Consider the following 14,379-nt stretch of genomic DNA (forward strand, 5'->3'; position numbering starts at 1 on the left):
TCAGGCGTCGTAGAACCGACGTTCGAAGACGGCGCGGGCATGGCGGCTGAGGCGCAGGTAGTCCTCCTCGAACCGGCCCGCCGCGCCGGGCGGGTAACCGCACCAGCGCGCTACCGCCTCGAGGTCCTTCCGCGAGGACGGCAGGACGTCCGATGCGCGCCCCGTCGCAATGACGTTGGCCGACCGGACGCGGCTGGCGAGCCGCCACGCCTGACGCAGCAGGCCGGCGTCGTTCCTGTCCAGAAAGCCAAGCTCTTCGGCAGCCGCCAGCGCCGCCAGCGTGGACGTTGTCCGCAGTTCCGGGTGCTTGTCCGCATGCTGCAGCTGCAGCAACTGGACGAGCCATTCGACATCACTCAAGCCACCACGACCAAGCTTTACGTGCCTGGCCGGGTCCGCACCCCGCGGCAACCGCTCGGATTCAACGCGCGCCTTGATGCGCCGGATTTCCCGGACATCCTGTGGTGACAGGTCCCGGGGATAGCGGATCGGGTCAATCAGTTCCAGGAAGCCGGCCGCCAGTTCATCCGAGCCCGCCATGGGCCGGGCCCGAAGCAGGGCCTGGGCTTCCCAGATCAAGGACCACCGGCGGTAGTACTCAGCGTAGGACTCCAGGGAACGGACCATGGCACCGTTCTTGCCCTCAGGCCGCAGGTCTGCGTCCACCATGAGCACCCGCTCGGCCATGATCGCCGGCTTCAAGGGCTGGGTCAGGAGGCTGGACACCTTGGCGACGATGGCCGCAGCCTGTTCCTGGGCCTCCGCGTCGCTGAAGCCCTCCCTGGCCTGGTGCACGTACATGACATCGGCGTCCGATCCGTACCCGATCTCCCGGCCACCCTGGCGGCCCATGGCCACCACCAGGACGTCCGTTTTCAAGGGACCGGACTGCGCGGCGATCCCCTCAGCCACATGGAGGGCACCGAGAACAGCCGCACGATCGGCCTCCGCCAGCGCCAGGCCAACAGCTTCCTGGTCGAGCAGGCCGGCGCTGTCCGCAATGGCTGTCCTGAGGATCTCGCGCCGCCGGATCAGACGGATGAGCCGCATGGCGCTTTCCGGATCCGGGTGACGCGACAGCTTGGACTGGATTTCCTGCCACTGGGCCGTAAAACCGATGGGCACCAGGTCCTTGTCGCTGCCCAGCCAGGCCACCGATTCGGGGGAAACCTCCAGCAGGTCCGAGATCAGCCTGGAATTGGATAACACCTGGCACAACCGTTCAGCGGCAGCCTGCGAATCCCGGAGCATGCCCAGATACCAGTGCGTCGTGCCCAGGGCTTCGCTGACACGGCGGAAGGCGAGCAGTCCGGCGTCGGGATCAACACCCTCAGCCAGCCAGCCAAGGAGGATCGGCAGCAACTGCCGTTGGAGCGCAGCACGCCTGCTCACGCCGGCCGTCAACGCCTCGATGTGCCGCATGGCGCCCTGGGGGTCGAGGTAGCCCAGCGCCGCAAGGCGGCCCTGGGCGGCCTCGGGGCTCAACCTCGCGTCCTCGCTGCTCAGCTTGGCGGCAGTGTTCAGCAGCGGCCGGTAGAAGATGCGCTCATGGAGCTCCCGCACGGACCGCTTGGTTTTCTGCCAGGTGCCGATCAGTTGGTCCGGCGTTGGACGCTCCAGCGAAAAAGGCCCCAGGACTGCTTTGGCCAGGAACCGCTGGGCATCTTCCGACTCCGGCATGAGGTGGGTCCTGCGCAGCTGGAACAACTGGATGCGGTGCTCCAGCAACCTGAGGTACCGGTAGGCGCCGTCGAAAGCTGCCGCGTCGGTGCGCCCGATGTAACCCCCGGCTGACAGCGCAGCGATCGCGGACGTCGTGTCGCGGCACCGCAGCGACTCGTCGGACTTGCCGTGGACCAACTGCAGCAACTGGACGGTGAATTCGACGTCCCGCAGGCCGCCCCTGCCAAGTTTGATCTGCCGCTGCTCCTCGGCCGCAGGAATGTGTTCGGTGACCCGGCGGCGCATTGCCTGGACCGATTCGACAAAACCGTCACGTCCGGCCGAGGCCCACACCAACGGCTCCACCGCTTTCCCGTACCGGAAGCCCAGCTCCCGATCCCCCGCAATGGTCCGCGCTTTGAGGAGCGCCTGGAACTCCCAGCTGTCAGCCCAGCGGTCGTAGTAGCTCAAGTGCGAGGCGAGGGTCCGAACCAAGGGTCCCGACTTGCCTTCCGGGCGGAGGTTCGCGTCGACTTCCCACAGCCCCGGCTCCGGCGCCGGGGATGAGATGGCCCTCGAGATGCCCGAGGCCAGCGCGGTGCCGATGGTTGCTGCGCGTGCATCGTCGAGGTCTTCGGCTTCAATCACGTAAATGACATCGACGTCGGAAATATAGTTCAGCTCACGGGCGCCGCACTTGCCCATGCCAATGACGGCAAGCCCGACGGCGGCAACCTCCGATGCTTCGAACTGCGCTGCCGCTTCAGCCCGGGAGACGGCCAGGGCTGCCTCGATCGCTGCACCGGCGAGGTCCGCGAGTTCCGCGCCCACGGAAGGCATGAAATCCTGCGGCGATGCGGCACAGAGGTCCTTGATGGCCAGTTGCGTCAGGCCCCGCCGGTACGCTGTCCGGAGTGCGGCATAGGCCGGAGCTCCGGTCAGCCCGGCCACTGGACGCTGAGCCCCGGGTTCGGCCTTCACCGAACGCAGCAAGGACGCGCGGAGTTCCTCGCTGGAGGCCGGCAACGGCTCCGGACTGACCTTGGCATCGAATACATCCAGATGCTCGGGCCTGCGGATGAGGAACTCCCCCAGCGCCTCTGATGCACCGAGGAGCCGGTACAGCGGCTCACTGGAATCCAGGTCGGCAGCAGCCAGCGCCGCGAGCCCGGGTTTTTTCTCGATCAGCCGGACCAGCGACTGCAGGGCGGTGTCGGGACTGGCGGCCAGTGACAGGCCCGCGAAAAGCGCTTCCTGGTCCATGCCGTCCAGTTCACGGGCAGCGAGGAAGCGTTCGGCCTTTTCAAGGTCGCTGAAACCGGCCGCGATGAGCCGACGTGCCAGGCTCACTGATGCTCCTACAGGATGCCGAGGTTGCGCTGCAGCTCGTAAGGCGTGACCTGGAGACGGTAATCCTGCCACTCCGCACGCTTGTTGCGCAGGAAGTGCTCGAAGACCTGCTCACCCAGGATCTCCGCCACGAGGTCGGACTCCTCCATGGCACGGATGGCGTCGTGCAGGCTCGCAGGCAGCGGGGCGTGGCCCATGGCCTTGCGCTCCGCGGTGGTCAGCGACCAGACGTCGTCCTCCGCAGCCGCCGGGAGATCGTAGCCTTCCTCGATGCCCTTCAAGCCGGCGCCCAGGAGGACGGCATAGGCCAGGTACGGGTTGGTGGCGGAGTCGATGCCCCGGTATTCGATCCTCGCCGACTGGCCCTTGCCGGGCTTGTACAGCGGCACCCGCACCAGGGCAGAGCGGTTGTTGTGCCCCCAGCTCAGGTAGCTCGGAGCCTCGCCGCCGCCCCACAGCCGCTTGTACGAGTTCACGAACTGGTTGGTCACGGCCGTGAATTCCGGGGCGTGCCGGAGGATGCCGGCAATGAACTGGCGGGCGGTCTTGGACAGCTGGAATTCAGCACCGGCTTCGAAGAAGGCATTGGTGTCGCCTTCGAAAAGGGAAAAGTGCGTGTGCATGCCCGAGCCCGGGTGGTCCGTAAACGGCTTGGGCATGAAGGTGGCGTACGTCCCCTGCTGCAGGGCGACTTCCTTGATAACGGTGCGGAACGTCATGATGTTGTCCGCCGTCTGCAGGGCATCGGCGTAACGGAGGTCGATCTCGTTCTGGCCCGGTCCACCCTCATGGTGGCTGAACTCCACGGAGATGCCCACGGATTCGAGCATGGTAACGGCCGTACGGCGGAAGTCCTGGGCCACGCCGCCAGGGACGTGATCGAAGTACCCGCCCTCATCCACCGGAACGGGAGCACCGTCGGGGCCCAGATCCTTGGACTTGAGCAGGTAGAACTCGATCTCAGGGTGGGTGTAGCAGGTAAATCCCATGTCTGCGGCCTTGGCAAGGGTCCTCTTGAGGACATTGCGCGGGTCGGCAGCAGACGGTTCACCGTCAGGAGTCAGCACATCGCAGAACATCCGTGAGGTCTGCTCCGTTTCACCGCGCCACGGCAGGATCTGGAAGGTGGACGGATCCGGCTGCGCAAGCATATCGGACTCGAAGACACGGGCCAGGCCCTCGATCGCGGAACCGTCAAAGCCCAGGCCTTCCTCAAAGGCCCCTTCGACTTCGGCCGGCGCCAGTGCCACGGACTTCAGCGACCCCACGACGTCGGTGAACCACAAGCGCACGAAGCGCACGTCGCGCTCTTCGATCGTCCGCAGAACGAACTCTTGCTGGCGGTCCATGGGGCCTCATTTCCGGTTGGTGTCCACGCCGCAGGTCCCTTCTCCGAAAGCCACGGCAGCTCAGCCTTCACTCTACTAAGCATTCCCGTGGAATGCCGCCGCAGGAGGGCCGCGTAACACAGCGTTTACAAACAGTGACGCCTGGCACACTGCTGGCAGCGGTCCGCGGCACGGCTTAGGCTCTATCCATGGCCCCGAGCAACTTTCCTGAGTCCAGCACGCCCGCCGAGGTTTCCGCACCGTACGGCACGGGCCCTTCTCCTGCCACGCCGGCACCTGCGGCCGGGGGCGCCAAGCCGGGCGGTCGGGTCCGTATCCACCACCTCCAGCAGGCCAAAGACAACGGAACACGCTTTGCCATGCTCACCGCCTACGAACAGTACACGGCCGAAATCTTCGACCAGGCAGGAATAGAAGTCCTCCTGGTGGGCGACTCCGCCTCCAACAACGTCTTTGGCAACGAGACAAGCCTTCCTGTCACCGTGGACGAGCTCCTCCCGCTGTGCCGCGCGGTCAGCCGGTCAGCCAGAAGATCACTGATCGTGGCCGACCTGCCGTTCGGCAGTTATGAAGTCTCGCCCCAGCAGGCGGTCGCCAGCGGCGTGCGGTTCCTCAAGGAAGGCCTTGCCCATGCCGTGAAAATCGAAGGCAGCGCCTACTACGCCGGGACTGTCAAGGCGATGGTCCAGGCCGGCATCCCTGTCATGGCGCACATCGGCTTCACCCCGCAAAGCGAACACTCCCTGGGCGGCTACCGTGTCCAGGGCCGCGGTGACGACGCGCAGCGGCTCATCGATGATGCCCTCGCCCTCCAGGAAGCCGGCGCTTTCAGCGTGTTGATGGAAATGGTTCCGGCGGAGACGGCGGCGGCCGTTGACGCAGCGCTCCGCGTCCCGACCGTGGGCATCGGGGCCGGCAGGGGGACAACGGGCCAGGTGCTGGTATGGCAGGACATGGCGGGATTGCGCGGCGGAAAGATGGCCAGGTTCGTCAAGCAGTACGCCGATCTCCGGACCACGTTGACCGACGCTGCCGCAGCCTACCGTGAAGATGTGCGCTCCGGGCAGTTCCCTGGTCCGGAGCACTCCTTCTAGTCGTCGTCCTGGGCTTCCCAGGCCTCATTGCGCTGCCGGACCTTCTCCAGGGCATGTTCGGCTTCCTCCCTGGTCTTGTACGGGCCAATCAACTGGGACCAGTCCGACATCGCGTCCTCTTCGATCTCGTGCGTCCTGACGTTGTACCAGTACTCCGTCACGTCTCCTCCTCGGTCTTCGGGGCCGGCCCGTAACGTTCGCGGAGCCACGCAACGGCCGGCCCGCATTGTTACTTGCGTCTCTTGAGTGCCTTATATGATCAATCTATGCCTTCTCTTGCTTCCACTGCACCCATCGGCACGCTCACGCCCGGAACCATCAGCCCGCAGCGGCCGGTACCGGCGTCGATCCCCCGCCCTGAGTACGTGGGCAAGAAGGCGCCTGCCAAATTCACCGGCTCCGAGGTCAAGTCGCCGGAGACCATCGAGAAGATCCGTGTGGCCTCCCGTATTGCTGCCCAGGCCATCGTGGAGGTCGGACAACACATCCAACCCGGTGTTACCACGGACCATCTGGACCGGATCGGCCACGAGTTCCTCCTGGACCACAACGCCTATCCCTCCACCCTCGGCTACAGGGGTTTCCCCAAATCCCTGTGCTCGTCCTTGAACGAGGTCATTTGCCACGGCATCCCCGACTCCACGGTGATCCAGGACGGCGACATCCTGAACATCGACATCACCGCCTTCATCGACGGGGTGCACGGAGACACCAACTACACTTTCCTGGTGGGCGACGTGGACGAAGAGTCCCGTCTTCTGGTTGAGCGTACGCAGGAGTCGCTCAACCGGGCCATCAAGGCCGTGGCCCCGGGCCGCGAGATCAACGTCATCGGCCGTGCCATCCAGTCCTACGCCAAACGCTTCGGCTACGGCGTGGTACGGGATTTCACGGGACACGGTGTCGGCGAGGCCTTCCATACCGGCCTCATCATTCCGCATTACGACGCAGCCCCGGCGTACAACACCGTGATCGAGGCAGGCATGGTCTTCACCATCGAACCCATGCTGACCCTTGGCACCATCGAATGGGACATGTGGGAGGACGACTGGACGGTCGTCACCAGGGACCACAAACGAACGGCCCAATTCGAACACACCTTGCTGGTCACCGAGACCGGCGCGGAAATCCTGACCCTTCCTTGAACTCTCCGGAAGGTCCACCGCAGCTGCAAGCTGCGCCATGTTCACCCCTCCTGCCATGAACGGAAAACTGCATTGTCCAAAAAGGATGAGAAGACCCACAAGAACGCCCCGCTGATCGGCATCGACATCGGCGGCACCGGCATCAAGGGCGGCATTGTCGACCTGAAAAAGGGCAAGCTGATCGGCGACCGCTTCCGCGTCCCCACGCCCCAGCCGGCCACTCCGGAAGCTGTAGCGGACGTGGTGGCCCAGATCGTGGAGGAACTCTCCCTCCGCCCTGAGGCCCCGGCCGCCGACTCGCCCGTAGGTGTGACGTTCCCGGGTATCATCCAGCACGGCGTGGTCAACTCTGCAGCCAATGTCGACAAATCATGGCTGGCAACGAACATCGACAAGAAGTTCACCGAGCGGCTGGGCCGGCCCGTCGAGGTCATCAACGACGCCGATGCCGCCGGCCTCGCCGAGGCCCGCTACGGCGCCGGGGAAGGCGTCGACGGCACCGTGCTGGTCATCACGTTGGGAACCGGCATCGGTTCTGCCTTCATCTTCAATGGCCAGCTGGTTCCCAATGCCGAACTCGGCCACCTGGAGATTGACGGATTCGATGCCGAGACCAAGGCCTCAGCAGTGGCCCGTGAACGTGATGGCCTGAGCTGGGATGAGTACGGAGTCCTCCTCAACCGCTACCTGCAGCACGTTGAGTTCCTGTTTTCCCCCGAGCTGTTCATCATCGGAGGGGGAATCTCCAAGCGCTCCGACGAGTATTTCCCGCACTTGCAGCTGCGGACACCCATTGTCACCGCCAAGCTCAAGAACGACGCGGGCATTGTGGGCGCCGCACTGGAAGTGGCGCTGCATCACAACCTCGCCAAGTAAGGGACACAGCCACTGATATGACGGTGGCGGCCGCGGCTTCCCCTCCGCTGCCGCCACCAGGCTAGAGCTGGCTTCTCTCGGAGCCCTTGGCTTCCGTGGCCCCGGCTGTGGCCTGCGCGCCGGCTTCCTGGCGCAGCAGCGCAATGGCGGACTCGAAGTCCTCCAGTGACTCAAAAGCCTGGTAGACACTGGCGAAACGCAGGTAGGCGACCTCGTCCAACTTGCGCAGGGGGCCAAGGATCGCGAGTCCTACCTCATGGGCGTCGATTTCGGCTGCCCCGGAGGAGCGGATATTCTCCTCGACTTCCTGCGCCAGCATGGCGAGATCGTCCTCGGTGACCGGGCGTCCCTGGCATGCCTTCCGGACTCCGCTGATGACCTTGATGCGGCTGAAGGGCTCCCCCACCCCTGAGCGTTTGATCACGGAGAGGCTGGTGGTTTCCACGGTGGTGAAGCGGCGACCACATTCGGGACATTGGCGGCGGCGCCTGATGGAAGAACCGTCGTCGGCCATCCGGCTGTCCACCACGCGTGAGTCAGGATTCCGGCAAAACGGACAATACACGCTGGGCCTCCCTGAAACTGTTCCGGTGTGTCCGCACCCGCTGGGGTCCACGAACGCAAATGGTGCCGGATTTTTACTTCCGGCACCAGTTTACGGTTGGCATCCAGCTAATGACAAGCGTGTAACTACTACATGTAGTGGTGGCTACCCGCACATGTAGTGGTTGCACCTGGTGATCGCCTAGGCGAAGCGGATCCTCACGGCATCACCGTGTCCCGGCAGATCCTCAGCCCCGGCCAAACTCACGATGTGGCCGCTGACCTCCTCCAGCGCAGCGCGGTCGTAGTTGATGACCTGTACCGCCCGCAGGAACGTGGTGACGTTGAGGCCGGAAGAAAAAGCGGCCGTGCCACTCGTGGGCAGCACATGGTTGGAACCGGCGCAGTAGTCGCCCAGGCTCACCGGGCTGTAGTCGCCGACAAAAATGGCGCCGGCATTGCGGATGCGTGCGGCCACCGCCGCGGCGTCCGCGGTCATGATCTCCAGGTGTTCTGCCGCGTAGGCATTGCACACGGCGATTCCCTGTTCCAGGTCATCAACCAGGACAACACCCGATTGCGGACCCGACAGCGCTTCCAAGACACGCGCGCTGTGCCTGGTGGCCGCTGCCTGCCGCCGGAGTTCATCCACGACGGCGTCCGCCAGGTCCCCGGAGTCCGTCACCAGGACGGAGGCCGCCTTGGGATCGTGCTCCGCCTGGCTGATCAGGTCTGCCGCCACCAGAGCGGGCTTGGCTGTGGAATCGGCAAGAATGGCGATTTCGGTGGTCCCGGCCTCCGAGTCGATGCCCACCACGCCCTTGACCAATCGCTTGGCCGTTGCCACAAAGATGTTCCCCGGGCCGGTGACCACATCAACCGGCTCGATGGGAAGCCCGTCCTGTGACCCGGGAACGCCGTAGGCGAACGAGCCAATCGCCTGGGCACCGCCAATAGCGTAAACCTCGTCGATTCCCAGCAGGGCTGCAGCGGCCAGGATCGTCGGGTGCGGCAGGCCACCCCATTCCTTCTGCGGCGGGGACGCCAGCGCAATCGACTCAACGCCGGCAGCCACGGCCGGAACGACGTTCATGATGACCGAGGATGCCAGCGGCGCCAAACCGCCAGGGACATACAGGCCGACCCGGCCCACGGGAATCCAATTCTGGCTGACGGCGGCCCCGTCTGCCAGCGGCACCTCAACATTCGCAGGGCGCTGGCGTTCAGCAAACTGCCGGGCACGCTTGATGGACTCCTCCAACGCTGCCCGCACCTCCGGATCGATCCCGGCCAGGGCTTCGGCGAGTGCCTCTGCGGGGACCCGCGGGTGCGACTGGTCAACGCCGTCGAACTTCCTGGCGAGGTCGGTGAGGGCTGCGAAGCCGCGGTTGCGGACATCGGCGATGATGTCCAGGACCTTGCTTTCGGCATCCGCCATCGTTTGATGCTTCGCCCGGGGAACTGCGGCGCGCAGTTCGGCCAGCGAAAGGTGGCGTCCACGGAAATCGATGCTGCGGAAATCCAGGGACGATGCGGCAGGAACGGAAGTGTCCGAAGAAAGAGTCACGCCGCTATTTTACGGGTTTACCCGTAAGAACCCCGAACAACGCCAGGACGAACGTCACGAAGGCCACGGCACCGGGCCACAACGGAAGAACGGCGTACGACCTGAGCGTGAACCCATACTCGGCTCCGAGGGCAGGGTCTGGAGCGACGCCCCACACCACGGCGGCCAGCAGCCCCGTCAACCATGCAAGCACCGCACCGGCGGCACCACCGGCCACCGCAAATCCGAACCGTCGTCCTGCGCCTTGGCCCTCCAGCTTTCCATCCAGGGTGAGTCCGGCTGCACACCCGGCCACCAACATGAGGCCGGCCAGGACCAGATCCCGGGGCAGCCAGGAGTCGGGATTCGATGGGTTGCCCAGGTCAGGGTTTCCGGACACCAGATTCAGTCCACCCGGGGCAAGAACCCACCACAGCAAGCCTGCCATGACTCCTGCCGCGGCTTGGACCACGAGCCACAACATGTCCTTGGAGCGAAGCCTTCCCCACCGCTGTTTGGAATCGAAGGTGTGGGCAGCGGGGGCTACGGACTCGGTCATCACCCCACATTAACAAAGGTTTACGTGCCCACGGGAAAATGCGCAGCGACGTCCCTTCGAGGCATACGCTGGTTGAAAGACGCGCGATTGCCGAAAGACGCGCGATTGCCGCCCCACGCCCAGGAGGTCACCCGTGGACAGCGAAACACCCGGTTTCCAGCAGACGTTCAGGGAAATGTTCCGCCGCCATGCTGCCGGGGTGGCCATCATCACGGCCAACCATGACGGCCACCCCTTCGGTTTCACCGCCACATCCGTCGCGTCGCTCTCCGCGGAACCGCCACGCTTCACTTTCAACATGGCGCGAAGCTCCAGCTCCTGGCCCGCAGTGGCGAATGCCCAGTACATCGGGGTCCACATGCTGGGGTCGGAGAACCAGGCCCTGGCCGACCGGTTCGCCCGCACGCGGGACCGCTTCGACGGCGACCACTGGGAGCCAGGGCCGCACGGCGTCCCCATCCTGAAGGATGTGGCCGGGTGGCTGGTGGGCAAAATCCAGATGCGGCTATCGTTCGAGAACAACGCCGTGGTGGTGGTTGAAGTGGTGGGTGGCCAGGTTGGAGGCGTTGCCGCTCCCCTGCTGTACCACAGCGGCGCCTACAGCCAGCCCGCGCCCCTGGACTACGAGATCTGACCACACGGGGCCGGCCGGTGTACCGCCCGGTCGCTAGTGGTCCAGGCAGGCCGGGCCCAGCAGGACCTTCAGGTCGCCAAAGAGTGAGGGGCTGGGGTTGACGCGCATGTGCACGGGCAGAGCCATGATCTCCATCTTCGTGTCACCCATGAGCTTGAGCCGGACCTCGGAGTTACCGCGGTGGGTCCGGAGCACATCACGCAGATCCGTGACCACGGCTTCGGTGGCCTTGAACGTCGGAATCGTGATCACCACAGGTCCGTTGACGCTTTCGCTCAGGTCGGGAACGGACAGCTCCATGCAGTTCAGCGTCACGGCGCCGTCATCCCTGCGCTGCAGACGGCCCTTGACCACCACGATGAGGTCCTCGGCCAGGACCGAGGCTATGGGTCCGTAGACCTGTCCGAAGAACATGACCTCCATCGAGCCGCCCAGATCCTCGATCTCGGCCCGCGCATAGGCGTTGCCGCTTGCCTTGGCGATCCTTCGGCTCAACGAGGTGATCATGCCCGCAATGGTGACGATCGCGCCGTCGTGCGGTCCATCCTCGGCGATGATCGAGGTAATGGACTGTTCCGCATGCTGGCTCAGGACGCCCTCGAGTCCTTGCAGCGGGTGGTCGGACACATACAAACCCAGCATGTCGCGTTCAAACGAGAGTTTGTCCTTCTTCTCCCACTCGGGGAGGTCCGGGATCTCGGTGCTCAGCGAGGCCTCGGGCTCCTGGTCCTCAAACCCGGCGAAGAGGTCGAACTGGCCGATGGCCTCGTTCCGCTTCAGCGTGATGACGGAGTCGATGGCTTCTTCATGGATCATGGCCAGTGCACGGCGGTGGTGGCCCAGCGAATCGAAGGCGCCGGCCTTGATGAGGGATTCAATGGTGCGTTTGTTGCACACGATCGCCGGAACCTTCATCAGGAAGTCCTTGAATGAGGTGTACGCGCCTTCGGTCTGCCGGGCGGAGACCATGGCCTCCACGACGTTAACGCCCACGTTCCGGATGGCACCCATGCCGAAGCGGATGTCGTCGCCCACAGGCGTGAAGTTCAGGGAGGATTCATTGACGTCCGGCGGAAGCACCGTGATGCCCATGCGTCGGCATTCATTGAGATAGATGGCTGACTTGTCCTTGTCATCGCCTACCGACGTCAGCAGCGCGGCCATGTACTCGGGCGCATAGTGCGCCTTCAAATAGGCCGTCCAATAGGAGATCACGCCGTAGGCTGCCGAGTGCGCCTTGTTGAAGGCGTAATCGGAGAACGGCAGCAGGATGTCCCACAGCGTTTTGACGGCTTCCATGGAGTAGCCGTTGTCCTGCATGCCCTGGGAGAAGCCGGCGAACTGCTTGTCCAGCTCGGATTTCTTCTTCTTGCCCATGGCACGGCGGAGAATATCTGCCTGGCCCAGCGAGTAGCCCGCAAGCTTCTGGGCCACGGCCATAACCTGTTCCTGGTACACGATCAGGCCGAACGTCCCGCCGAGGATGTCTTCCAGCGGCTCGGCAAGCTCGGGATGGATCGGGACCACGTCCTGGATCCCGTTCTTGCGCAGCGCATAGTCCGTGTGCGCGTTGGCGCCCATCGGGCCGGGACGGTACAGCGCCAGCACGGCGGAGATGTCTTCGAAGTTGTCCGGCTTCATCAGTTTGAGCAGCGACCGCATGGGTCCGCCGTCCAGCTGGAACACGCCGAGGGTGTCTCCGCGGGCGAGGAGTTCGTAGGACGCCGCGTCATCCAGGGCAAGGTTTTCAAGGTCGATGTCGATACCGCGGTTCATTTTGACGTTTTCCAGGGCGTCGGAAATGATCGTCAGGTTCCGCAGCCCCAGGAAGTCCATCTTGATCAGGCCCAGGCCCTCGGACGTGGGGTAATCGAACTGCGTGATGACCTGGCCGTCCTGGAACCGGCGCATGATCGGAATGACGTCGATGATGGGGTCGGAGGACATGATGACGCCGGCCGCGTGGACACCCCACTGCCGCTTCAGCCCCTCGATGCCAAGCGCGGTTTCGAAGACTTTGGCAGCCTCCGGGTCCGTGGCGATCAGTTGCCGGAAGTCGCCGGCCTCGCTGTACCGCTTGGCCTCGGGGTTCTGGATGTCCGCCAACGGAATGTCCTTGGCCATCACTGCAGGCGGCAGCGCCTTGGTGAGCTGCTCCCCCATGCTGAAGGGGTAGCCCAGCACCCTGGAAGAGTCTTTCAGCGCCTGTTTGGTCTTGATGGTGCCGTACGTCACGATCATGGCCACGCGCTCATCACCATATTTCCTGGTGACGTAGTCAATGACTTCCGAGCGCCTGCGATCATCGAAGTCGACGTCGAAGTCAGGCATGGACACACGGTCCGGGTTGAGGAAGCGCTCGAAGATCAGGCCGTGCTGCAGCGGATCAAGATCCGTGATGCGCATGGCGTAGGCAACCATTGAACCGGCACCGGAGCCTCGGCCGGGCCCTACCCGGATGCCGTTGTTCTTTGCCCAGTTGATGAAGTCGGCGACGACCAGGAAGTAGCCCGGGAAGCCCATGGAGGTAATGACCTCGAGCTCGTAGTCCGCCTGCTTGCGGACAGTGTCCGGGACGCCCTGGGGATACCGGTAGGCCAGCCCCTTGTCCACTTCCTTGACCAGCCAGGATGTCTCGTCCTCACCGGGCGGGCAGGGGAAACGGGGCATGTAGTTGGCGTCAGTATTGAAGGACACATCGCAGCGCTCGGCAATGAGCAATGTGTTGTCACAGGCTTCGGGGTGGTCCCTGAAGAGCTCCCGCATTTCCTGCGGCGACTTCAGGTAGTAGCCGCTGCCGGAGAAGGCGAACCGCGAACCGCCTTGGTCGTAGGTGGGCTCCAGGAGGGTCGACCCGGACTGGATGGCCAACAGTGCCTCGTGGGCTTTGGCATCGTGCTCGTGGGTGTAATGGAGGTCGTTCGTGGCCACGAGGGGAAGGTTGAGATCCTTGGCGAGCCTCAGGAGGTCGCCGGTGACGCGCCGCTCGATGTCCAGCCCATGGTCCATCAGCTCGCAAAAGTAGTTCTCCGCGCCGAATATGTCCCGGAACTCGGCTGCGGCTTCCAGCGCTTCGCGGTATTGGCCCAGGCGAAGCCGGGTCTGGACCTCTCCTGATGGGCAGCCGGTCGTAGCGATAAGACCCTCGGAGTAGGTGTTGAGGAGTTCCCGGTCCAGCCGCGGCCATTTACCGAAGACCGAGTCGAGCGAGGCAATGGAGGATGCCCGGAACAGGTTCCGCATGCCTACGTTGTTGTAACTGAGCAGGGTCATGTGGGTGTACGAACCACCGCCGGAGACATCGTCCTTGCGCTGGCTTTCATCACCCCAGCGCACACGCTCCTTGTCACCGCGTGCCGTCCCCGGCGTAACGTACGCCTCTACGCCGATGATGGGTTTGATGCCTTTGTCAGTTGCCTTCCGCCAGAAGTCGAAGGCGCCGAAAAGGTAGCCGTGGTCCGTCGTGGCCAAAGCGGGCATGCCCAGGCGCTCGGTCTCATCGAAGAGTTCACCCAGGCGGGCCGCTCCATCCAGCATGGAGTATTCGGTATGGGTGTGCAGGTGGACGAACGAATCATTGCTGGAACTCACCACGACAGTCTACCGTCCGGGCAGGACGAC

At 64.2% G+C, this 14,379-nt stretch carries 11 protein-coding genes; 4 read left to right on the plus strand and 7 right to left on the minus strand.

What is annotated here, in order from left to right:
- Window positions 1-3,012: a bifunctional [glutamine synthetase] adenylyltransferase/[glutamine synthetase]-adenylyl-L-tyrosine phosphorylase gene (locus ACSVIE_RS02050; protein ID WP_442422857.1), complete on the minus strand. Its 3,012-nt coding sequence runs from the start codon at window positions 3,010-3,012 to the stop codon at window positions 1-3.
- A gap of 8 nt (window positions 3,013-3,020) precedes the next feature.
- A complete protein-coding gene (glnA, locus tag ACSVIE_RS02055; protein ID WP_426007021.1) occupies window positions 3,021-4,361 on the minus strand; it encodes a type I glutamate--ammonia ligase in 1,341 nt (446 codons plus the stop codon).
- Window positions 4,362-4,549: 188 nt separating this feature from the next.
- Between glnA and panB the strand changes: the two genes are divergently transcribed.
- Complete coding sequence (gene panB / locus ACSVIE_RS02060; protein WP_426007019.1) at window positions 4,550-5,455, plus strand: 3-methyl-2-oxobutanoate hydroxymethyltransferase; 906 nt, start codon at window positions 4,550-4,552, stop codon at window positions 5,453-5,455.
- Here the strand turns inward: panB and ACSVIE_RS02065 are convergent.
- Window positions 5,452-5,616 carry an SPOR domain-containing protein gene (locus ACSVIE_RS02065; RefSeq protein ID WP_426007017.1) on the minus strand — a complete coding sequence of 55 codons (165 nt, stop codon included), beginning with the start codon at window positions 5,614-5,616 and terminating at the stop codon, window positions 5,452-5,454. The two genes, panB and ACSVIE_RS02065, sit on opposite strands and share 4 nt — an antisense overlap.
- Window positions 5,617-5,721: 105 nt before the next feature.
- Between ACSVIE_RS02065 and map the strand changes: the two genes are divergently transcribed.
- Together map and ppgK are read left to right on the plus strand one after the other, a co-directional pair.
- Window positions 5,722-6,600, plus strand: coding sequence for a type I methionyl aminopeptidase (map, locus tag ACSVIE_RS02070; protein ID WP_442422858.1), 879 nt, complete (start codon window positions 5,722-5,724; stop codon window positions 6,598-6,600).
- 72 nt (window positions 6,601-6,672) lie between these two features.
- Window positions 6,673-7,476 carry a polyphosphate--glucose phosphotransferase gene (ppgK, locus tag ACSVIE_RS02075; protein WP_442422859.1) on the plus strand — a complete coding sequence of 268 codons (804 nt, stop codon included), beginning with the start codon at window positions 6,673-6,675 and terminating at the stop codon, window positions 7,474-7,476.
- A 61-nt stretch (window positions 7,477-7,537) separates the two neighbouring features.
- Here ppgK and nrdR read toward each other — a convergent pair whose 3' ends face one another.
- The 3 genes from nrdR to ACSVIE_RS02090 form a co-directional block, all read right to left on the minus strand.
- Window positions 7,538-8,041, minus strand: a complete 504-nt coding sequence (gene nrdR / locus ACSVIE_RS02080) for a transcriptional regulator NrdR (RefSeq protein ID WP_442422860.1) — start codon at window positions 8,039-8,041, stop codon at window positions 7,538-7,540.
- Window positions 8,042-8,221: 180 nt separating this feature from the next.
- On the minus strand, window positions 8,222-9,586 hold the full coding sequence (gene hisD, locus ACSVIE_RS02085; RefSeq protein ID WP_442422861.1) for a histidinol dehydrogenase: 1,365 nt from the start codon (window positions 9,584-9,586) through the stop codon (window positions 8,222-8,224).
- Window positions 9,587-9,590: 4 nt separating this feature from the next.
- Entirely contained in the window at window positions 9,591-10,124 is a 534-nt protein-coding gene (locus tag ACSVIE_RS02090) for a hypothetical protein (RefSeq protein WP_426007009.1), read from the minus strand.
- Window positions 10,125-10,257: 133 nt separating this feature from the next.
- Between ACSVIE_RS02090 and ACSVIE_RS02095 the strand changes: the two genes are divergently transcribed.
- Window positions 10,258-10,758 carry a flavin reductase family protein gene (locus tag ACSVIE_RS02095; RefSeq protein ID WP_426007008.1) on the plus strand — a complete coding sequence of 167 codons (501 nt, stop codon included), beginning with the start codon at window positions 10,258-10,260 and terminating at the stop codon, window positions 10,756-10,758.
- Between the two features lie 33 nt (window positions 10,759-10,791).
- Here ACSVIE_RS02095 and dnaE read toward each other — a convergent pair whose 3' ends face one another.
- Window positions 10,792-14,349 carry a DNA polymerase III subunit alpha gene (dnaE, locus tag ACSVIE_RS02100; RefSeq protein WP_426007007.1) on the minus strand — a complete coding sequence of 1,186 codons (3,558 nt, stop codon included), beginning with the start codon at window positions 14,347-14,349 and terminating at the stop codon, window positions 10,792-10,794.
- Between the last annotated feature and the right edge of the window lie 30 nt (window positions 14,350-14,379).

This window comes from Paenarthrobacter sp. NCHU4564, assembly GCF_052156435.1.
In the GTDB taxonomy this organism is placed as follows: Bacteria; Actinomycetota; Actinomycetes; order Actinomycetales; family Micrococcaceae; genus Arthrobacter.